Origin of the sequence: Castellaniella hirudinis, from assembly GCF_047468865.1 — a bacterium.
Lineage (GTDB): Bacteria > Pseudomonadota > Gammaproteobacteria > Burkholderiales > Burkholderiaceae_B > Castellaniella > Castellaniella hirudinis_A.
The window spans coordinates 601,223-621,848 of the sequence record NZ_JBLGTV010000001.1 but is presented as its reverse complement, the minus strand read 5'-3'; the positions used below and the strand labels follow the sequence as shown (position 1 = coordinate 621,848).

Sequence of the window (20,626 nt, the reverse complement as noted above, 5' to 3'; positions counted from 1 at the left end):
ACAAAAACCCGCCCGTCAATCGGGTTAATGGCCCGGCGCGGGCAGGGCGGGGCGGCGGCCGCTGCCGCCCGGATGAACCGCCTGCGCAGGTTCGTGCGCGTCCAGCTTGAACCCCGCGACAGCCTGCGCCAGGCGCTGCGCCTGATCGCGCAGGCTGTCGGCGGCGGCGGCGGACTGCTGCACCAGCGCGGCATTCTGCTGGGTCGAGCCGTCCAGTTGCTGGACGGCGATCTCGATCTGGCTGATGCCCTGGCTTTGTTCGCTGGTGGCCACCTTGATTTCATTGATGATGTCGGTCACGCGCTGGACTTCGGCCACGATTTTTTCCATGGCTTCGCCCGCCTGGCGAACCTGCTCGCCCCCATGGGCGACCTGGGTCACATTGGTGTCGATCAGGGACTTGATTTCGCGGGCGGACTGCGCGCTGCGCTGCGCCAGCGCCCGAACCTCGGCGGCCACCACCGCGAAGCCCTTGCCGTGTTCGCCCGCGCGGGCGGCTTCGACGGCCGCGTTCAGCGCCAGGATGTTGGTCTGGAAGGCGATGCTGTCGATGACCCCGATGATGTCGCCGATTTTGCTGGCGTTGTCGTTCATACCCTGCATGGTGTGCACCACCTGGCCCATCAGCACTCCCCCGTGGTTTGCGGCATCGCGGGCGCTGTTGGCCAGGGCCACCGCCGCATTGCCGGCGTCGGCGGTCTGCTTGACGGTGCTGGAGAGTTCTTCCATGGAGCTGGAGGTTTCCTGCAGGCTGGCGGCATTGCCCTCGGTGCGCCGGGCCAGATCGGTATTGCCCGCCGCGATTTCGTCGGAAGCCACGTGAACGGAGTCCGTGGTCTGGCGGATGCTGCGCAAGGTGCCCGCGATCTTGTCCACGAACTGGTTGAACGACGCGCCCACCTGCGAGAGTTCATCCTGGCCGGACTGATCCAGCCGCCGGGTGAGATCGCCTTCGCCGGAGGCAATGTCCTGCAGGGCGTCCTTCAGGCTGCCCAGGCGGCGCAGCAGGGCGCGGGTCAACAGGGTCAGCACCGTGGCCGCCAGCAGGATCATGACGAGGCCGGTGATCACGGCCTGCCAGCGCATCTGGCGCACCCCGGCCAGCACGTCGCCCTGGTTCAGCGCCACTACCAGCATCCAGTCGGTGCCGGCGATGGGGTGCGCGGTCAGCCAGTAGACGGGGCCGGCGATGATGGTGTCGCCCAGTTCGCCCGGGTTGTCCGCCAGTTGCCGCAGGCGCTGCAGGCCGTAGCGGGGAAACACATCCGTGGCAGGCTTCATGGTCAGGGCCGGATCCGGGTGGGCGATGATGCTGCCGTCGCCCGCCACCAGGTAGGCGAAGCTGTGCTCGGTGGGGCGCAGGGCGCGGGTGCTGTCGATGACATCGTCCAGGGTGATGTCCCCGGCGATCACCGCCTGCAGCTTGCCGCTGGCGTCGACCGGCGTGGCCACGGTCAGCACCAGCTTGCCGGACGAGGCATCCTGATAAGGCGCTGTCAAGATGGGCTGGCCCGCCTTGACCGCGTCGATGTACCAGGGCCGGGTGGCGGGGTCGTAGTCGGCGGGCAGGCTGATGGGCGCGTTGTTCTTGAGTATCTTGCTGCCGGCCAGCGCAATGTAGGTCTGCATGAAGCGGCCCGATTTCTGCGCCTGCTGCAGATAGGTTTCCGGCTCGGGAATCAGGGCCACCGGCGCCACCGAGGACAGGATGTCTTTTTTGTCGCGCGCCCAGCTTTCGATCTCTCGGGCGTTGCTTTTGATCAGACTGGCGGTCTGCTCGCCCACCAGCGCCTTGACGGTCCGCTGGGCGGACAGGACATTCGCCGTGGCCAGCAGCACCATGGCCACGGCAACGGTGAGTACAGAGGCCAACACGAGTTTGGCGCGTATGGATAATGAACGAAGTCGCATGGCGAGAGCCTTAGGGTCTGATAGTCTGGTGAGCACCTGTCCGTGCCGGGATTGCTGCGCCATTGTATGTACGTATTCTTTTTTTTTATATTGGGATCAGCCCGAGATGCGGCGGCCAGATCGGGGCATTGCTTCACCATCGGCTATGATGCCCCCGGTACGCGGCGGCTGCCCGGCATGCGGGACGCACACGCGACAGCCATCCACGCGGCATGTGGCCTTTCCCAGGAATTTCCCTTATGCATACGACAATTCGCACCGTCTTGTTCGCCGCCGCCCTGGGCGTCGGCTTCAATGCCCTGGCTGGGCAGGACATGACCGTCTACCAGGATCCCGATTGCGGCTGCTGCCATGGCTGGGCGCAATACATGCGGGCCGAAGGCTTCGAGATCCAGGAAATCCCGTCCCGTGACATGGCGGCGGTCAAGGCCCGCTTGGGGGTGCCGCCGAACCTGGTTTCCTGCCACACGGCGGTGGTCGCATCCAGCGGGCAAGTCATCGAAGGCCATGTGCCGGCGGCGGCTGTGCGCAAACTGCTGGCCGATCCCCGAATCCGCGGGGTCGCGGCGCCGGGCATGCCGCTCAATTCACCGGGCATGGGCAAGATGGACGGCCGCCTGACGACGCTGGATTTCAACGGCCGGCATTTTTCCCAGGATTGATCGCGCCGCGCCGGCCCGAAGGCCCGCGCCGCCCGTCATTCCGTTGGCGAATTGGTGTCGCCGTCCAAGCCGGCCGGCCTGTCGTGCGCCTGTTGCAGGATCAGGTCGGTCTCGGACGGCGGGACGGCGGCGGTGTCTTGCCCGGCCGCTGCAGGCGCGGCGGCGGGCGGCGCGACGAGCGCCCCGGGCCGGGCCGGTGAGGCGGTGGCCGGGCCTTTCTCGATCACCAGTTCCACCCGCCGGTTGCGCGCCCGGCCCCGGGCGTCCTGGTTGCTGGCGATCGGCCGCGTGTCCGCGAAGCCGACGGCGCGCAGGTGGGCTTTGTCGATGCCGTTGGCCAGCAGAAAGCGCACCACGCTGCCCGCCCGGTCGGTGGAAAGCTCCCAGTTGGAGGGATAGCGCCCATTGCCGCGCACCGGAATCGAATCCGTATGGCCTTCGACCACGATGTCATAGCCTTTGCTGACCAGCAGCCTGGCCATGCGTGTCAGGACATCTTGCCCATGGGGGCTGAGATCCGCCTGGCCCGTACCGAACAGGATTTCACTGTTGATTCGCAGGCTGATCGAGCGCTGGTTGACGACGACCTCGACCTCGCTGCCCAGCTTGTCCAGCGCCAGATCCGCAGCCAGGGCCTGGCCCTCGGACTGCGGGCTGGGGGCAGGGGGCTCCGGCGCGGGGCTGGGGGCCGCCGGCAGTGCGGCCGGGGCGGCGGGAACCGCTGGCGCGCCGCCGGGGTCGCCGGAGCCGCTCGGCGGGCTGGTCTGCGCCGCCGGGGTCGCCGGAGCCGCCTCGGCACGCGGGGCCGGCGGCGACCCGGCCGGGCTGCCAGCGCCCGGCGCGCCCTGGTCGGCAGCCGGGGATGGCGAGGCCGGCGCAGCGGCTGGCGACGGCAGGGCGGGCGCAGCGGGCGGGGTCAGGTCGCCCGGGGTGGGGTAGGCGCTCGACAGGCGCGCCAGACGGTTCGCCGAATCCGCGAGCGGGTAGAAATCGCCGGTGGGCGCCGCCGGGTAGGGCGCAAAAGAATCGGGCGCGGGGATGATGGCCATTGGGCGCGGCGCATCCCCCTGCGCCATGAAGGGCCCCTCGGGCGGCGCCAAGGCCACGAGCGCTGCCTGGCTGGGCACTGTCTGGCTGGGCACTGTTTGACCGGGTGCCGCTGGGCTGGACGCGCCGGGCAGGGCGGCCGCCTGAACCGGCGCGGCGGGCGGCGGCGCACCGGCGTCATCGGCCACATGGATGAGCGGCCCCGAAAACGACAGCATGACGATCATGACCACCAGCAGCAGGGTCATCATGTCCAGGTAGGTCAAAAACCAGCCTTCTTCCTGTTGCGGCGCCGGGCCGGATTCCAGGCCCCAGCGCGCAGCGGCGCCCGGGTCGGCCCGCAGACGCCGCTGTTGCTGGCGGGCCTGCTGCAGTTCGGCCTCCAGCGCATGCATGCGCTGGATGAATTCGCGCGCGGGCTGCAGCTCGACGGGGCCGGATCTCATGCCGTGGATTCCCGCCCGGCCAACATGTCGCTGTCTTTGATTTCGTCGCGCACGTCGGCGACGAAGGCCTTCAGGGTTTCACGCATCAGGGCCGGGCTGCGCTTCTGGCTCATCATCGAGATCCCTTGGAGGATGGTGTTCATCAGCACCAGACGCTGTTCGGTGCGGCGTTCCAGCTTGACCGCGATGGGCTTGAACAGCAGGTTGGCCAGCAGCACCCCGTAGAACGTGGTCATCAGGGCCAGCGCCATCTGGCGGCCGATGGCCGTGATGTCGCCGCCGCCCAGCAGGAACAGCAGGTTGACCAGCCCGACCAGCGTGCCGACCATGCCGAAGGCCGGGGCAAAACCCGCCATGACCCGGAACAGCTGGGCCTCGGCGTGCTCTTTGGCTTTCATGCGGGCGATGCGCCACTGCAAAAGATCGAGGATGTCCTGTTCGGGCACGTTGTCGATCACCAGCTGCACGCCGCTGCGCAAGAAGGGGTTGGAGACTCTTTCCAGGGCGTTTTCCACGGCCCGGATATCGCTTTGCATCCAGATCTTGGAGATGCTGACCAGGTCTTCCAGATCCCGGTCGACGTACAGCTTTTCGTGATGCACCACGCTGCGGATCAGGCCGAAGATGCGCATGACCTCGCGCAAGGGATACGCGATGAACGTGGCGGCGGCCGTGCCCAGCAGCACGATCCCCAGCCCGGGCAAGTCAATGAACAAGCGGGGGTCTTCGGTGGAGAACGCCAGGACGACCGCCAATAGCAGGATGCTGGCCACAATGCCAATGAAGGTGGAGGGATTCATGCGCATAAGGGTGGATGTTGGTCGGTATCGCTGGAAAAGTACAGTATCTTACTCGCCGATACGTGGGTTGGTCAGCAGCATGGCCGGGGCCTTGGCCAGCGCCTGTACTGCTCGCGCGGCGGCGGGTTCGTTCACCGAAGCCAGGAATTCATACAGGCGCGCCAAATCGGAAAGCGCCTTGCTGGTCCACTTCAGCGTCATCAACGCGGCACGGGTAGCGGCTGGCCAGTGCCAAGGCTCTCCGCCCACGCTTGCACGGCCTGGTGATTGATGACGCAGCCGGCGTCTACGTCAGCCAGCGCTTCTTGGGTCAGTCTGTCGCGCTCATCTTCCTGGGCGATCCAGGCGGAAAGCGCCTGCTTCATGATCCAGCTGCGCGAACGCTCAAGTCGTGAAGCCATCTGATCTACCTTGTCGGCCAGCGGAAGCGGCACGTGTGCGGTCAGCACTTTGGTTGCTGCAGTCATGTTGCGCCTTCTATCGAAACTTGATCTTGCCGGAACCGGCCACGCTGCGGTCACGCACGGTGCGGCGGATTGCTCCGCACCAGGAGGTCACCGAACCCGGCCGAGCCGATGTCGTTTGATGCTTTTCAAATCATAGTGATTGCTTGTGACTCGATCAAGCGCAGTGTCCTGGTGCAGGGCCTCACCCAACGCGGCGGGCGCACCGGAAGCAAGCCGAATCGCGTCGCGCATCGCACCGCAGCGCGATGAATCAGATTCGTTCAAATTATTCGTATAATATGTATTATGTAAAGTTAAAGAAAACCCACCAAACCATTCCAAGCGGCGCGGCGGCCAGCGGGCTCAGGGTGCGCATGTCTTCCACCTGATCCCCTGGTCGGACGCTTGGCAAACGGCAAGCGCGGTCAGGATTTCGCGGCCACCCGGATGCAATCCAGGGCTTGCGCCACGGAATCTGGCAGCAGTTCGTTCTTGCGCCAGTACATGGACACCGACCCCGAGCCGTGCAGCGCCAATGGCAAGATGCGCAGCATGTCCATGCGCGACAGGATTTTGGCGGATCGATGCGACGCCGTGCCGATGACATTGCTGTTGTTCAGCAGCGTGACATTGGCGATGACGGAGTTGGATTCGATGTAGTTGCAAGGCAGGCTGCGGCCCGCCGCCTGCAGCGCGTCTTCCAGGGCCTTGCGTGTGGGTGCCCCGGCGGGCCAGACGATCCATTGGTACGTGCAGATATCGTCCCAGCGGATTTCCGCTTGCTGCAACAGCGGATGGCCACGGCGCGTGACCAGGTCGACGGTTTCGCTGTACAGGATTTCGGTGCAGAAGGCAGGCAGGTGATCCGAGGCGTCGACCGTCCTGCCCAGGGCAATGTCCAGGTCGCCCTGGGCCAGCTTTTCCATCAGGAGATCCATGGTGCCTTCGATCAGGTCGATGCGCAGTTCGGGCATGCGGGCGGCCATTTCCAGCACGGCCAGGGGGCCGACTTCGGTGGCCGCCCCGCCCGATGCCCCGATGACGACGTGCCCCGCCCCGCCCTCGCTCAGGATTTGCATGTCGGCGGCGGCGCGTTCCAGCTGGGCTTCGATGCGGCGGGCGTGGCCGATGAGCACACGCCCGTGCACCGTGGGCGTCAAGCCGCGGGCGTGCCGCGCAAACAGCGTCAGCCCGATGTCCTGTTCCAGTTCTTTGAGCCATTTCGACAGCGCCGGCTGCGTCGTGTGCAGCTGCGCCGCCGAATGGCTGAGGTTGTGCGTCTGGGCCAGGTTGAGCAGGAACCGGAGATTGCGCAACCGGATACGGTTGGTCCAGTTGCTGTTCATGTCCGGCGTGGGTTCCGGTTCATGGGCTGGCCGGCCTCATTTGCCCGGATCCTTGACCGCGGCGAAGGTATCGAATTCCATATTTTGCAGTTTCCCGTCCACGCGCTCCAGCTTGCGAATGTACTCATTTTGCACGATATCGCGCGTTTCGGGGTCGATACTGACCGGGCCTCGGGGACTTTCCCATTGCAAGCCCCGGGCGGCCGCAATAAAGGCTTCCGCAGAGGCGTCCCCCCGGGTGGCTTCCAGCGCCTTGTAGATCAACTGCATGCCGTCGTACCCGCCCACCGACATGAAGTTCGGACGCTCGCCCGGAAAGCCCTGCTCGTAGGCGGCCACGAACGCCTGGTTCTCGGGCGAGTCGTGGGCATCGGAATAATGGAACGCGGTGACCAGGCCCAGCGCCGCATCGCCCAGCGCCGCCAGGGAGTTTTCGTCTGTCATGTCGCCCGGCCCGATCCCCTGGATGCCTTGCTTATCCAAGCCCAGTTCACGAAAGTTCTTGGCCAGCGCCACCATGGAGCTGCCCGGGGGCACGAAAAAGAACAAGGCATCCGGCGCGCTGTCTTTGACGCGCTGCAAGAACGGGGAATAATCCGCCGTGCTGACTGGCGTCCGCACTTCGCCGACGACCTGGCCGCCCTGCTCGGTGAACGTTTTCTTGAACTGCGCTTGCGCATCGTGCCCCGGGCCGTAGTCCGCCACCAGGATATAGGCGGATTGGATGTTCTCCTTTCGGGCCCATTGCGCCATGGCCCACGCGCTTTGCGGCAAGGTCATCGACATGCGGACAATATAGGGCGATTTTTCCGTGATGGATGATGTGGCGGCATTCATCACCACCATGGGCGTTTTCGATTCCGTCGCCAGGGGGGCCACCGAGAAAGCGTTCGGGGTCAGGTCGAAGCCCGCCAGAATGTCGACCTTGTCTTTGATCAGCAATTCCTGGGCCTGCCGCTTGGCGATGGCCGGCGCAATCCCAGTGTCGTCCTTGACGATCAATTGGATTTTGCGCCCCGCCACCGTATCGCCATGCTGCGCCATGTAGGTGTGGATGCCGTTTTGAATCTGTTTGCCATAGTCGGCATACGGGCCGGACATCGACAGGATCAGGCCGATCTTCAGGTCTTGCGCCTGGGCCGGCGCCGCGGACAGCAGCATCCCGGCCGTCAGGGCCAGTGCGCCCCAAGTGTGGTGTGTTTTCATGGTCTCGCTCCTAGTCGTTTTCAACGTTGCGGCAAGGCGAATGCGCGCAGGAATTCAGCCAGTCGCGGCGTGGCGGTCAGCGGCAGCACCTGGGCGACATATTGGTCGGGCCGCACGATCACCAGCGCCCCCTGCCGGTCGATCTGGCGCAGGTCGAAAATATCTTCGCCGGGCAGCGCGGCGTAGATGTTCTCGTAGTCCGAGAGGCGGTAAGGGCCGGCCAGGGGCTTGAAGGCCCGGGGCACTTGGCCGATGTCGACTTCGGTGTGGCGCTGCTGATAGATCACCTTGATGTCGAACCAGGCGTTTTCATCCAGGTTGGCCGGGGTAAAGCCGCGCACGGGGGAATCCGGCGATTCTTCCAGCCAGCGGCCCAGGGCCGCGACGGCCGACGCCTCGCCCGCCGGGGCCGCATCGGCAAACACATAGAGGCGCCAGCGGCCGTCGGCGGTGGCCTCGTGCCCCAACTGGCGGCGGTTGGCGTCGGCCACCCGCATCACCGGGGCCGACCAGAAGCGCTTCCCGATGGGAAAACCCTGCGCCAGCGCCTGGTCGGCGTCGGTCTGCGCCGTGATCATGGACGGCGCGTATTGCGTCATGAAGCCCTGGGCGAATGCCGTGATCTGCAGATAGGCCTGCTCGAATTCCGCCGGGCTGGAAAATTCTTCCGGCGATTTGGCCATCTGACTGGCCCAGCGCTGATCCTGGGCGATCAGGTCACGGCCGATCTGCTGGCGCTCCGTGCTGTAGGTCCGCAGCAAGGATGCCGGGCTGCGCCCTTCCAGCACGTGGCCCAGCTTCCACCCCAGATTGAACCCGTCCTGCATGGAGGCATTGGTGCCCTGCCCGGCTTTGGCGCTGTGCGTGTGGGCGGCGTCGCCGGTCACAAAGACCCGCGGCAGACGCGTGGCGGCCTGATCCTCCGGCACGTCGTCGAATCGTTCGGCCACCCGGTGCCCGACCTCATAGACGCTGTGCCAGGCCACGTGCCGCACATCCAGGCGATAGGGATGAAAAATCTTCTGCGCCCGCGCGATGGTGTCTTCGACTGGGGTTTTGCGGATCGCGCCGTTGTCGTTCGCCGCCACATCGCCCAGGTCGACGTAGAGGCGAAAGAGAAAACCGCCTTCGCGGGGAATCAGGAGGATATTCCCATCGGATTTGGACTGAATGGCGCATTTCACGCGAATATCCGGGAAATCCGTTTCGGCCAGAACGTCCAGCACCCCCCAGGCGTGATTCGAGGATTCGCCCTGCAAGCGCCAGCCCAGTGCCTTGCGCACCCCGCTGTGGGCGCCATCCGCGCCCACCACGTATTTGGCGCGAATGATGCGTTCCCGGCCCTCATCGGCCCCATGGAGCGGTTTGACGCGCACCGCGACGGGATAATCGCCGTCGGGATCGTCGATTTCCAGGCCGAGGAACTCGACCCCATAATCCGGCTGCATGCGCGTCGGCGAATGCGCCATGAATTCCGCAAAATAATCCAGCACCCGGGCGTGGTTGACGGTCAGGTGCGGGTATTCGCTGATCTGGTTCGGGTCTTCATCCAGCCGGGAAACCCGGCGGATGCACGCCGGCGCGTCGGGGTCTGGCCGCCAGAATGCGGTTTCCGTGACGTGGCAGGCTTCCGCCATCAGGGATTCGGCGAAACCAAAGGCATTGAAGGTTTCCAGGCTGCGTTTTTGCATGCCGTCGGCCAGGCCGATTTCCAGGCGATGCGGCCGGCGGTCGATGATCCGGCTGACCACATTGGGAAACTGCGAGAGCTGGGCGGCGGCGATCATGCCCGCCGGCCCGGCGCCCACGATGAGCACGTCCACGTAGTCCGGCAATTCCGCCGGCCGATCCACGCCGGCCCCCGCCGCCGTCTGGATGCGCGGGTTCTCGGATACATAATGATGGTGATGATATTTCATGTCGCCTCCTGATAATCAATGAAAATAATTGCAAATTTCATGGGTGATCTGTTTTTATTGAATTTCCGCAGCTGATATTTCCTTTTTTGTGCCAAAACGCAAAAGCAAGAAAATCGGACACCGGGGTGTCGATTTGGAATTCAATATCCTGATTTCTTTCAATCCGCCGCGAGCTTGATCGGCCCGGCGACTGGATAGCGAACAGTTTATGAATAAAACACGATCATGGCCGCAATTCGAAGATGACTTTTTATTATCATGAATATAAAAATCCATATACCTGAATTCCGAGCCCCTGCGCTCCCTTTTTGCCCGAAAGCCATGCCGCCGTCCGCCATATCAATATGGCATAACTGAAATATCGTATTTCTCTGGTATGAATTCCAATAAGCGGATTAAGATAGGCGTGCATTCAGCTCACCAGTGATGATTTATAAATGATGAATAATTTGAATATCAGCACGCGGCTGACCCTGGGTTTTGGCTTTGTCATGCTGCTTTTGCTGGTGCTCTCCGGCATCGGCGCCTGGCGAACCCTCGATTCCCGGCAGGACAAGCAGGCCCTGGGCCTGAGCCTGCAGGCCAACGATCTCATCGGGCAAATGACGCGCCAGGTCAGCATCAGCGCCAATCAGACGCTGGCCACCCTGGCGGCCGACCCGGACACGCTGAACCAGCTGAAACACTCGATTTCCGCCGCCGATGCGCAAATCCAGAAAATCGGCCAACAACTGCAGGCACTGCTGGACGAACCCGCCGCCCGACAGCTGCTGGATCAAGCCAGCGCGCAGCGCGTCCAGTACCTGCGGGCGCGCCAGCAGGCGTTCCAGGATCTGGACAAGGGCAACTACGCCGAGGCGGACGCGTTTTTCAACCAGAAAATGCCGACGCTCACTGCGGACTACCTGGCGCACATCGACCGGCTGTCTCAACAGCAGAACGACGCCGTCCAGCAACTGTTCGGCCAAAGCACGGCATCCGACCAATTGGGCCTGGGCATTCTGGCCTCGGCCACCTTGTTGGCGCTGCTTCTGGTGCCCCTGTTCGCCTGGCGCCTGATCCGCTCCGTCACCCTGCCCTTGCGCCACGCGCTGGGCCTGGCCACCCAGGTGGCCAACAGACAATTGAACGCGCATATCCAGGCCCGCGGCCACGACGAAATTGGCCAGCTGCTGGGCGCGCTGGACACGATGGCGGACAATCTGCGCCGCGCAGTGGGCGAGGTTCGTGAAAGTTCCAACGCCATCGCCTCGGCTTCCGCGCAGATTTCCGACGGCAACCTGGATCTGTCAACGCGAACCAGCCGGCAGACGCGGGCCTTGGCGGAAACCGCCGCCGCCCTGGAAACCATCACCGCCATCGTGCATCAAAGCGCGGATCACGCCCACCAGGCCAACGCGCTGGCCGAGGCCGCCGCCCAGACGGCGGGCAGCGGGGGCGACATCATGGGTGAGCTGGTCAAGACCATGGCCGACATCGACACCCGATCCCAACAGGTGGCCGAGATCGTCAACGTGATCGATTCGATTGCGTTCCAAACCAACATCCTGGCCCTGAATGCCGCCGTCGAGGCCGCCCGGGCGGGTGAACAAGGCAAGGGCTTCGCCGTCGTCGCCACCGAAGTCCGCGCCCTGGCCCAGCGATCCGCCGGCGCGGCAAAAGAAATCAAGGCCCTGATCGACGCTTCGGTGACGGCCACCACCCAGGGGAACCTGCAGGCGTCGCGCGCCGGCGACATTACCCAGGAAATCGTCACCCGCATCGGGCGCGTCACCCATATCGTGCAGGAAATCAGCGCCGCCAGCCGTGAACAAACCACGGGCATCGAGGAAATCAACACGGCCATGGCGCAAATGGACGATGTCACCCGGGAAAACGCCGCCTTGGTGGATGTCTCCGCCTCGTCGGCGGCCAGTTTGCTGGATCAGGCCAATCGCCTGGCCGACCTGGTGGCGACCTTTACACTGGAACCCCGCGAAGGCGCGGCCCCGGCGGATGCCGCCTCGCGCCTGAACCGCCCGGCCGCGCTGCCCCTGCTGACCTCCACCTGAACCGGCCGCTTCGGCCCGAGGCGCGGCGGCGGGTATCGGCCGCCGGCCCGGGCTTGCCGCCGCCCCCGGGGCCGGCTACAGCCAGCCCAGCGCACTGGCCAGCGAGCCCGCGCCGATCAGGGCAAACAAGGCGGCGGCCCCCGCATGCACCCACTTGACCGGCAGGCGGTCGGCGGCCCTGGCCCCCAGGTATACGGCGGGCACGTTGGCCAGCAGCATGCCGATCGTGCTGCCGGCCACCACCGCCAGAAGATCGTCGAAACGAGCGGCCAGGGCCACGGTGGCGACCTGGGTTTTGTCCCCTATTTCAGCCAGGAAGAACATCACGATGGTGGCGGTCAGCACCCCCATGTTGCGCAGGGGGCGCGGGTTTTCGTCGAGCTTGTCGGGCACCAGCAGCCAGACGGCCATCAGCAGGAAGGACACGCCCAGCACCCATTTCAGCGTCACCGGATCCAGAAACCCGGCCACCAGCACCCCGACGGCGCCCGCCAGGGCATGATTGGCCAGCGTCGCCAGCAGAATCCCCAGGCAGATCAGGCCGGGACGATGATAACGGGCAGCCAGCACCATGGCCAGCAGCTGGGTCTTGTCGCCGATTTCGCCCAGCGCCACGACGCCGACGGAGACCAGGAATGCATTCATAGGATGAGAGATGCGGGGCGAGCATGACCACGTCTTCCGCCGGCCCCTTGCGGCGGGAAACGCAGTCAGCGGTCTGGCCAGGCCGATGAACGGCTGCCCATGCCATGGTCGAACGACCAAGTCTGTTGACAAGGGCCCGGCGGGAAATCATCCCCCGGCGGCTACTCCCCGATGACGGGTGCCGCATTATAGACGGAGTCGGCGAAAACTTCCCCACCCGCCGCGTGGCCGGGACGGCAGGCCGGCCGGCTTTGTCGTATCATCAATGGATTCAATCCGTTCATTGAAATTCACACCATGATCCCTTCAGGTACCCGAATCATCGAATTCGACCAACCCGACATGACCCGTGGCACCCTCGGCGTGGCCGAGGCCTGGGCCCGGGTCAACCCGACTGTCTCGCCCGAAGAACGCACGTTCCAGAAAGCCCGCATCCGTCGCCTGCTGAAATCCCGCAACGCGGCGCTGGTGGCCCATTATTACGTCGATGCCGACATCCAGGACCTGGCCGAGGAAACCGGCGGCTGCGTGTCGGATTCTCTGGAAATGGCCCGCTTCGGGCGCGACCACGCCGCCAGCACCCTGGTGGTGTCGGGCGTGCGCTTCATGGGCGAGACCGCCAAGATTCTCAGCCCGGAGAAACGCATCCTGATGCCGGATCTGGACGCCACCTGTTCGCTCGACCTGGGCTGCGACCCCTTGGCCTTCAAGCAGTTCCGCGCCCAGTACCCCGACCGCGTGGTGGTGGTGTATGCCAACACCAGCGCCGCCGTCAAGGCGCAGGCCGACTGGATGGTCACCTCGTCCATCGGGCTGGACATCGTGGCCGACCTCCACCGCCAAGGCCAGAAAATCCTCTGGGCGCCCGACCGCCACCTGGGTTCCTACATCCAGCGCACGACCGGCGCCGACATGGTGCTGTGGCAGGGGTCGTGCACCGTGCACGACGAATTCAAAGGGGTTGAACTCGACCTCCTGCGCCAAGAGCACCCGGATGCCCTGATCCTGGTGCACCCGGAATCCCCCGCCAGCGTCGTGGCGCTGGCCGACGTCGTGGGCTCCACTTCGCGCCTGTTGGCGGCGGTCAAGGAATCCCCCGCCAAGACATTCATCGTCGCCACCGACCAGGGCCTGCTGCATAAAATGCGCCTGGCCGCGCCGGGCAAGACCTTCATCGCCGCCCCCACGGCGGGAGAATCCGCCACCTGCAAAAGTTGCGCGCACTGCCCGTGGATGGCCATGAATTCCCTGAAAGGCGTGGCCGACGCCCTGGAATTCGGCCACAACGAAATCCACCTGGATCCCGACCTGGGCCGCCGGGCCAAGGTCTGTATCGACCGCATGCTGGATTTCGCCGCGACACACCACCAAAAAGTGCGCCCCAGCGCCGATCTGGCCCAGGAACAAGCCCTGTTCGCCAAGGTAGGCCCCGCATGAGCGCTATCCGATCGACACTGCGCAACCCGCACGCCCCCTTCTCCCCCGCCCTGCAGGCGGCCTTCGACGCCCGCATCGACCAGGCGCTGGCCGAGGACGTCGGCACGGGCGACGTCACCGGTCTGCTCATTCCGGCCGATCAGGTCGAAGCCGCCCAGGTCATCGTGCGCGAACCCGCCGTCCTGTGCGGGGCGCCCTGCTTCGAGGCGGTCATGCACCGGGTGGATCAGCGCATCCTGCTGGACTGGGCCTACGCCGAAGGCGATTGGATGACAGCCGACAGCGTCGTCTGCCGCCTGCACGGCCCCGCCCGGTCGCTGCTGACGGCCGAGCGCACGGCCTTGAATTTCCTGCAGCTGTTTTCCGGGGTGGCCACCGCCACGCGCCGCTACGCGGATCTGGTCGCGGGCACCAAGGCGCAAATTCTGGATACCCGCAAGACGCTGCCCGGCTTGCGCCAGGGCCAGAAATACGCGGTGCGGGTCGGGGGCGGGAAAAACCAGCGCCTGGCGCTGTACGACGGCGTGCTGATCAAGGAAAACCACATTGCCGCCGCGGGCGGCATCGCCGCCGCCCTGCAGGCCGCCAAAGCCCTGCCCTACCCTGTGCCGGTGCAAATCGAAGTCGAAAGCCTGGACGAGCTGCGCCAGGCCCTGGACGCCGGGGCGGCTTCCGTGCTGCTGGATAATTTCTCGCTGGACGATCTGCGGGCCGCCGTAGCCCTGACCCAGGGGCGCGCGCTGCTGGAAGCCTCCGGCGGGATCACGCCGGAGACCGTGCGGGCCATCGCGCAAACCGGGGTCGACCGGATTTCCGTCGGCGGCCTGACCAAAAACGTCCGCGCCACAGATTACTCTTTACGCATCCTCTGAGCCAGCCCGCTGCCGGGCGGATTGCCCTCTCCCCACCTGACTACCTGAAACCGTCTTCCGGCGTCATCACCGTGGGCAGGGCGCGCGGCAGGGTCCAAGGAAAGTCCTGGCAATAATGCAGGCCCCGGCTTTCCTTGCGCGACAGGGCCGCCGCAACCACCAGCGCGGCCACCTGCACCAGGTTGCGGCATTCCAGCAGGTCGCTGGTCACGCGGTATTCCTGGTAATAGGCCTGGATTTCCTGCTCCAGCATCCTGAGGCGCTGGGCGGCGCGATCCAGGCGTTTCCGGGTGCGCACGATGCCGACATAGTTGGACATCAGGCGCCGGACTTCGTCCCAGGCATGGGTGACCAGGACGGCTTCGGAGACATCGCGGGCGCGGCTGTCGTCCCAGGCGGGTACTTGGCAGCCCGAATGGTTCGGGCTGGGCTGGGCGTCGATGTCGTGCGCGGCATTGCGGCCGATGACCAGGCATTCCAACAGGGAATTGCTGGCCAGGCGGTTGGCGCCGTGCAGGCCGGTATAGGCGGTTTCGCCCACGGCATACAGGCCGGGGATATCGGTGCGGCCGTTCAGATCGACCACCACCCCGCCGCATGTGAAGTGCATGGCGGGCACCACCGGAATGGGGTCGCGCGTCATGTCGATGCCGAATTCCAGGCAGCGGGCATGGATGGTGGGAAAGTGTTCGCGGATGAAAGCGGCCGGCCGGTGGCTGATGTCCAGATCCACGTGATTGAGCCCGCGCTTCTTGATTTCAAAGTCGATCGCGCGCGCCACCACGTCGCGCGGCGCCAATTCCAGGCGCTCGTCGTGCCACTGCATGAACCGCTCGCCCGCCTGGGCGCCCGCCGCCTTCGGCAGGCGCAGCACCCCGCCCTCGCCGCGCACCGCTTCGGATATCAGGAAGGATTTGGCCTGGGGATGGTACATGCAGGTGGGATGGAACTGCATGAATTCCATATTGGCCACCCGGCACCCCGCCCGCCACGCCATGGCGATGCCGTCGCCGGAGGAGGTGTCCGGGTTGCTGGTATGCAGATAGACCTTGCCCGCCCCGCCGGTGGCCAGCACCACCTGCCCGGCCAGGATCGTGTTCACCTGGTCGGATGGCTCGTCGTACACATAGGCCCCCAGGCAGCGCGCTGGCGCGTCGCCCGGGCAACGTCCCAGGATGCGGCTGGTGATGAGCTCGACCCCGGAATGGTATTCCAGCAGGGTGATGTTGCGGTGGGCGCGCACCTGCTGTTCGAGCGTCAACTGCACCAGATGGCCGGTTTCGTCGGCCGCATGGATGATGCGCCGCTGGCTGTGGCCGCCTTCGCGGGTCAGGTGAAAGCCCAGTTCGGCCCCCTGATCCTGGGTAAAGGGCACTCCCAGGCCGATCAGCCACTCGATGGCGGAAGGGCCCTGCTCGACGATGTGCCGCGTGGCTTCGGGGTCGCACAGGCCCGCGCCGGCCACCAGGGTGTCGGCCACGTGCTTATCGTGGCTGTCCCCCGAGTCCAGGACGGCGGCGATCCCCCCCTGGGCCCAGTTGCTGGCCCCGTCCAGCAGGGCTTTCTTGGACAGGACGGCGACTTTCTTGTCCGCCGCCAGATGCAGGGCGACGGTCAGACCCGCCAGGCCACTGCCGATAATCAGCACATCGTAATGTTGGTTCATTGCTTTCAAGTTGAAGGCGGAGGAGACCCCCCACGCTGCGCGGGCTACGCCCGCTTGCTGCCCCCCGTGGGGGGCGTTTTTGCCTTGGGACGGCCCGGCGGCAAAAAACCCTGCGCGGGCGGGAAGCCGCGCGCAGGGTTGTCTGGGCAGGCGGGATCAGTGGGGGGCGCCGGCCACCAGCCACTCGACGACGATCTGGGTGTCGGCGGGGGAAATCCCCACGTTGGGCGGCATGGGGATGGGGCCGTAGACCCCGCTGCTGCCTTCCTTGATGTGCTTGGTCAGGATTTCGGCGGCGTCCGCCTGGTCTTTATGCTTGGCGGCGACGTCCTGGTAGGCCGGGCCGACGACTTTCTTGTCCACGGCATGGCAGGCCAGACAGGCGTTTTTCTGCAGGATGGGCTGAACCTGGGTGGTGTAATCGGGGGCGGCATGCGCTGCCTGCCCCAAGACGAACAGCGGGACGCACAAAGCCAGTGCAGACAATTTCATGATTGGATCTCCGGTGTTGAAAACATATGTAGGCTATCGCGGCCGGGGCGTGCGCCCCGGGCCGTGTAGCCGCCGGCATCACAACCGACGGCAAGCAGCATCATTACACCATAGCCGGGGCGTGGATATAAATATACTGCCACACATTGTAGGCCTACCCGCTGTTTCACAGAAAGCCTATGATAGGAGGTTATAAGAATCGTTTGACGCGGAGTTCCCATGATCAAGGGCGACCAGATCCCCGACTGGGACATCCAGGCCTGGATCAACACAGAAACCCCGCTGTCCCTGGCCGAACTGCGCGGGACGGTGGTGGTGGTGCATGCGTTTCAGATGCTGTGCCCGGGCTGCGTGTCGCACGGCATCCCCCAGGCCAAGGCCATCCACCAGGCTTTCCCGCCCGGCAGGCTGCAGGTGGTGGGCCTGCACGCGGTATTCGAGCACCACGCCGCCATGGGCGAGACCGCTCTGCGGGCCTTCATGCACGAATACCGCATCCGCTTTCCGGTGGGTATCGACCGCCCGGATCCCCGGGGCAATCCGATCCCCATGACCATGCAGTCCTGGCGCCTGCAGGGGACGCCCACGCTGATCATCCTGGATGCCGAAGGCCGCATCCGGCTGCATCATTTCGGCCAGATCGACGACTTGCGCGTGGGGGCGATCATTGGTCAGCTGCTGACCGAGGCGGCGTCGGCTTCCCCATGAATCCGGCCAGCAGGTCGATGGGGATGGGAAACACCAGCGTGGACGACTTATCGCCCGCCACCTGGGTCAGGGTTTCCAGGTAGCGCAGCTGCATGGCCGACGGTTCGCGCGCCAGTGTGTTGGCCGCCTCCGCCAGGGCCTGGGCGGCTTGGCGTTCGCCTTCGGCATGGATGACCTTGGCGCGGCGGTCGCGCTCGGCCTCGGCCTGGCGCGCCATGGCGCGCACCATGGTTTCATTCAGGTCGATGTGCTTGATCTCGACGTTGGTGACCTTGATGCCCCAGCCGTCGGTCTGGGCGTCCAGGATGCTCTGCACGTCCAGATTCAGTTTTTCGCGTTCGGTCAGCATTTCGTCCAGTTCGTGCTTGCCCAGCACGGCCCGCAGCGTGGTCTGCGCCAGCTGGCTGGAGGCCTCCAGGAAATGCTCGACCTGGATGATGGCCTTGGCCGGATCGACCACCCGGAAATACACCACCGCGTTCACTTGCACCGAGACATTGTCCCTGGAAATCACGTCCTGGGGCGGGATGTCCAGGGTGACCACCCGCATGTCCACGCGCACCACCTGCTGCAGAAACGGGATGACGATGATCAGCCCGGGGCCCTTGGTGCCGGTATAGCGCCCCAGCGTAAAGACCACGGCGCGTTCGTATTCGCGCAGGATGCGAAACAGGCGGGACAGGACGAAAAGCAGGAACAGCAGAACCAGCAGGCTGATGCCCGAGCCGAGATTCAGAAACATCATGAGGATTCTCCAGATAGCACATCCGCGTCGCGGGCGGGTTCGACCAGCAACAGCAAATCGTGGGCCTGCAGCACCCGCACGGTCTGTCCGGGGTGCAGGGGGGGTTGGCTGCGGGCCTGCCAGATTTCGCCCCGCACGGAAACCCGGGCGCGTCCCCGGGCATCGGGCGCTTCGACGACCTCGCCCAGCATGCCGGGCAGTTCTTCGTTGCCGCCCAGCGTCCGGTGGCGATGCGCCTGGATGGCGATCACGGCGGCCAGGATGAGGATCAGGCCCAGCAGGCCCAGCGCCCAAAGCGATTGGGTTCCAAAATAAACCAGCAGCATAGGGTCTCCTGTGAGCCGGATGGCGCCGTGGCGCCGCCGCCCGCCGGATTGGCGGCGCGGCACGGTGGATCAGGGCCGGCCGCCGCGCCGTTGCGACAGCACCCGGGCCAGCACGACGGCCTGGTTGTGTTCTGTGTCGTGCGCCCCATACAGCAGTGTAATCGTCCGGCCCCGGGCCGCGTCCAGAATGTCGTCCATCAGGGCCTGGGCCTCTGGGGATTGCAGCGCCTGCGTGTAATCGCGCTGGAAGGCTTCCCAGCGTTCGGCCTGGTGGCCGAACCACTTGCGCAGTTCGGTGCTGGGCGCCAGGCTTTTTTCCCAACGGTCATAGGGCAAGGCGGCCTTGGACAGGCCCCTGGGCCACAAACGATCCACCAGCACCCGGTAGCCGTCGGTGTCGGCGGCGGGTTCGTAGGCGCGTTTGATGGCGACAGGGGCGGTCATGGTTCAGCCTTTGCTGGGATGCGTCATATCCAGGGGGACGATCCATTCATCGTACTGCGCATCGTTCAGAAAGCCCAGGGCCAGCGCCGCCTGGCGCAGGGTGCTGTGTTCCTTGTGGGCTTTCTTGGCGATGGCGGCGGCCTTGTCGTAGCCGATGTGGCGGTTCAGCGCGGTGACCAGCATCAGGTTCTTGTCCAGGTTTTCCTCGATGCGCGGGGTGTTGGGCTCGATGCCCACGGCGCAGTGCTCGTCGAAGGCCAGGCAGGCGTCGGCCAGCAGGCCGATGCTTTCCAGCACGTTGTGCACCATCACCGGCTTGTAGACATTGAGCTGGAAATTGCCCTGGGATCCGGCAAAGGCCACGGCGGCATCGTTGCCGTAGACCTGGGCGCAGACCATGGTCAGGGCTTCGCACTGGGTGGGGTTGACCTTGCCCGGCATGATGGAGGAGCCCGGCTCGTTTTCCGGGATGACGAGTTCGCCGATGCCGCAGCGCGGGCCGCTGGCCAGCCAGCGCACGTCGTTGGCGATTTTCATGAGCGCTCCGGCCAGGGTGCGCAGGGCGGCCGACATGCTGACCAGGGCGTCATGGGCCGACAGGGCGAAGAATTTGTTTTCGGCGCTGCGAAACGGCAGGCCGGTGATATCCGCGATGCGGGCGGCGGCCAGTTCGCCGAAGCGGGGATGCGCATTCAGCCCGGTGCCCACGGCGGTGCCGCCGATCGCCAGGTCGTAGATGCCCGGCAGGGCCGCCTGCACGGCATCCAGGGCAAAGTCGATCTGGGCCACCCAGGCGCTGATTTCCTGGCCCAGGGTAATGGGGGTGGCGTCCTGAAGGTGGGTGCGCCCGGTCTTGACGATGCCGGCGTAAGCCTTGGCCTTGGCGTCCAGGGTGGCGCGCAGCTGGCCCACCGCCGGGAAGAAATGGCGGGAGAGTTCCGACGCCACCGCGATGTGCATGGCGGTGGGGAAGGTGTCGTTCGAGGATTGCCCGCGGTTGACGTGGTCGTTGGGGTGCACGGGGGCCTTGCTGCCCATGGTGCCGCCGGCCAGTTCGATGGCCCGGTTGGAGATGACTTCGTTGGCGTTCATGTTGGACTGCGTGCCCGAGCCGGTCTGGAACACCACCAGGGGAAATTCGCCGTTCAGCTTGCCGTCGATGACTTCTTCGGCGGCGCGCACCACCAGATTGCCGATGTCGGCCGGCAGTTCGCCGAGTTCGGCATTGGCCTGGGCCGCCGCTTTTTTCAGCACCCCCAGCGCCCGGATGACCGGCGGCTGCCACCGAAACCGATCGACCCCGATGGGGAAGTTCTGGATGGAACGCTGGGTCTGGGCGCCCCAGTAGTGCGCGGCGGGCACCTCGATGGCGCCCATGGAATCGGTTTCGGTACGGCTATCGGCCATGATGGAAAACTCCTGTATCGTTTCGATTGAAGTGAAAAAAACTGTTTTGA

At 65.3% G+C, this 20,626-nt stretch carries 19 protein-coding genes, 1 pseudogene and 1 riboswitch; of the genes and pseudogenes, 5 read left to right on the top strand and 15 right to left on the bottom strand.

What is annotated here, in order from left to right; genetic code table 11:
• Nucleotides 1-24 precede the first annotated feature (24 nt).
• Nucleotides 25-1,911, bottom strand: a complete 1,887-nt coding sequence (locus ACMHYJ_RS02995) for a methyl-accepting chemotaxis protein (protein WP_414244708.1) — start codon at nt 1,909-1,911, stop codon at nt 25-27.
• 239 nt (nt 1,912-2,150) lie between these two features.
• On the opposite strand from ACMHYJ_RS02995, the gene ACMHYJ_RS02990 reads away from it, so the two are divergent.
• A complete protein-coding gene (locus ACMHYJ_RS02990; protein ID WP_414244707.1) occupies nt 2,151-2,573 on the top strand; it encodes a DUF411 domain-containing protein in 423 nt (140 codons plus the stop codon).
• Between the two features lie 35 nt (nt 2,574-2,608).
• Here the strand turns inward: ACMHYJ_RS02990 and ACMHYJ_RS02985 are convergent, their stop codons facing one another.
• The 7 genes and pseudogenes from ACMHYJ_RS02985 to ACMHYJ_RS02955 all read right to left on the bottom strand — a co-directional run bounded on the left by ACMHYJ_RS02985 (nt 2,609) and on the right by ACMHYJ_RS02955 (nt 9,783).
• Nucleotides 2,609-4,066: an OmpA family protein gene (locus tag ACMHYJ_RS02985; protein ID WP_414244706.1), complete on the bottom strand. Its 1,458-nt coding sequence runs from the start codon at nt 4,064-4,066 to the stop codon at nt 2,609-2,611.
• Nucleotides 4,063-4,866, bottom strand: a complete 804-nt coding sequence (locus ACMHYJ_RS02980) for a motility protein A (protein WP_414244705.1) — start codon at nt 4,864-4,866, stop codon at nt 4,063-4,065. Before ACMHYJ_RS02980 ends, ACMHYJ_RS02985 begins: the two co-directional genes overlap by 4 nt.
• Nucleotides 4,867-4,917: 51 nt before the next feature.
• Nucleotides 4,918-5,067 (bottom strand): annotated as a pseudogene (locus ACMHYJ_RS02975) (type II toxin-antitoxin system RelE/ParE family toxin); the annotation flags it as partial.
• Nucleotides 5,067-5,333 carry a CopG family ribbon-helix-helix protein gene (locus tag ACMHYJ_RS02970; protein WP_414244704.1) on the bottom strand — a complete coding sequence of 89 codons (267 nt, stop codon included), beginning with the start codon at nt 5,331-5,333 and terminating at the stop codon, nt 5,067-5,069. The gene ACMHYJ_RS02970 and the pseudogene ACMHYJ_RS02975, both read right to left, overlap by 1 nt.
• A 404-nt stretch (nt 5,334-5,737) precedes the next feature.
• Nucleotides 5,738-6,658 (bottom strand): LysR substrate-binding domain-containing protein, encoded by a 921-nt coding sequence (locus ACMHYJ_RS02965; RefSeq protein WP_414244703.1) that lies wholly within the window; start codon nt 6,656-6,658, stop codon nt 5,738-5,740.
• A gap of 36 nt (nt 6,659-6,694) precedes the next feature.
• Nucleotides 6,695-7,864, bottom strand: coding sequence for an ABC transporter substrate-binding protein (locus tag ACMHYJ_RS02960; RefSeq protein WP_414244702.1), 1,170 nt, complete (start codon nt 7,862-7,864; stop codon nt 6,695-6,697).
• A 20-nt stretch (nt 7,865-7,884) separates the two neighbouring features.
• Complete coding sequence (locus tag ACMHYJ_RS02955; protein WP_414244701.1) at nt 7,885-9,783, bottom strand: FAD-dependent monooxygenase; 1,899 nt, start codon at nt 9,781-9,783, stop codon at nt 7,885-7,887.
• Between the two features lie 437 nt (nt 9,784-10,220).
• Here ACMHYJ_RS02955 and ACMHYJ_RS02950 point away from each other — a divergent pair, with 437 nt between their 5' ends.
• Nucleotides 10,221-11,834: a methyl-accepting chemotaxis protein gene (locus tag ACMHYJ_RS02950; RefSeq protein WP_414244700.1), complete on the top strand. Its 1,614-nt coding sequence runs from the start codon at nt 10,221-10,223 to the stop codon at nt 11,832-11,834.
• A gap of 75 nt (nt 11,835-11,909) precedes the next feature.
• On the opposite strand, the gene ACMHYJ_RS02945 is transcribed toward ACMHYJ_RS02950, so the two are convergent.
• Nucleotides 11,910-12,479, bottom strand: coding sequence for a TMEM165/GDT1 family protein (locus ACMHYJ_RS02945; RefSeq protein ID WP_414244699.1), 570 nt, complete (start codon nt 12,477-12,479; stop codon nt 11,910-11,912).
• Between the two features lie 11 nt (nt 12,480-12,490).
• A riboswitch (yybP-ykoY riboswitch) is annotated at nt 12,491-12,661 on the bottom strand.
• A 115-nt stretch (nt 12,662-12,776) separates the two neighbouring features.
• Between ACMHYJ_RS02945 and nadA the strand changes: the two genes are divergently transcribed.
• Nucleotides 12,777-13,916 carry a quinolinate synthase NadA gene (gene nadA, locus ACMHYJ_RS02940; protein ID WP_414244698.1) on the top strand — a complete coding sequence of 380 codons (1,140 nt, stop codon included), beginning with the start codon at nt 12,777-12,779 and terminating at the stop codon, nt 13,914-13,916.
• Nucleotides 13,913-14,788, top strand: a complete 876-nt coding sequence (nadC, locus tag ACMHYJ_RS02935) for a carboxylating nicotinate-nucleotide diphosphorylase (RefSeq protein WP_414244697.1) — start codon at nt 13,913-13,915, stop codon at nt 14,786-14,788. The genes nadA and nadC overlap by 4 nt, the downstream gene beginning before the upstream one ends.
• A gap of 40 nt (nt 14,789-14,828) precedes the next feature.
• Here nadC and nadB read toward each other — a convergent pair whose 3' ends face one another.
• Together nadB and ACMHYJ_RS02925 are read right to left on the bottom strand one after the other, a co-directional pair.
• The gene (gene nadB, locus ACMHYJ_RS02930) at nt 14,829-16,454 is read right to left on the bottom strand and encodes an L-aspartate oxidase (protein ID WP_414244696.1); all 1,626 of its coding nucleotides are present in this window, start codon (nt 16,452-16,454) and stop codon (nt 14,829-14,831) included.
• A 156-nt stretch (nt 16,455-16,610) separates the two neighbouring features.
• A complete protein-coding gene (locus tag ACMHYJ_RS02925) occupies nt 16,611-16,946 on the bottom strand; it encodes a c-type cytochrome (RefSeq protein ID WP_414244695.1) in 336 nt (111 codons plus the stop codon).
• A gap of 219 nt (nt 16,947-17,165) precedes the next feature.
• Between ACMHYJ_RS02925 and ACMHYJ_RS02920 the strand changes: the two genes are divergently transcribed.
• Entirely contained in the window at nt 17,166-17,654 is a 489-nt protein-coding gene (locus ACMHYJ_RS02920; protein ID WP_414244694.1) for a redoxin domain-containing protein, read from the top strand.
• Here ACMHYJ_RS02920 and ACMHYJ_RS02915 read toward each other — a convergent pair.
• The 4 genes from ACMHYJ_RS02915 to fumC form a co-directional block, all read right to left on the bottom strand.
• Nucleotides 17,611-18,399 (bottom strand): slipin family protein, encoded by a 789-nt coding sequence (locus ACMHYJ_RS02915; protein ID WP_414244693.1) that lies wholly within the window; start codon nt 18,397-18,399, stop codon nt 17,611-17,613. The two genes, ACMHYJ_RS02920 and ACMHYJ_RS02915, sit on opposite strands and share 44 nt — an antisense overlap.
• Nucleotides 18,396-18,725: an NfeD family protein gene (locus ACMHYJ_RS02910; protein WP_414244692.1), complete on the bottom strand. Its 330-nt coding sequence runs from the start codon at nt 18,723-18,725 to the stop codon at nt 18,396-18,398. Before ACMHYJ_RS02910 ends, ACMHYJ_RS02915 begins: the two co-directional genes overlap by 4 nt.
• Nucleotides 18,726-18,794: 69 nt before the next feature.
• Nucleotides 18,795-19,169, bottom strand: a complete 375-nt coding sequence (locus ACMHYJ_RS02905; RefSeq protein ID WP_414244691.1) for a DUF488 domain-containing protein — start codon at nt 19,167-19,169, stop codon at nt 18,795-18,797.
• Between the two features lie 3 nt (nt 19,170-19,172).
• Entirely contained in the window at nt 19,173-20,576 is a 1,404-nt protein-coding gene (gene fumC, locus ACMHYJ_RS02900) for a class II fumarate hydratase (protein WP_414244690.1), read from the bottom strand.
• Nucleotides 20,577-20,626 lie beyond the last annotated feature (50 nt).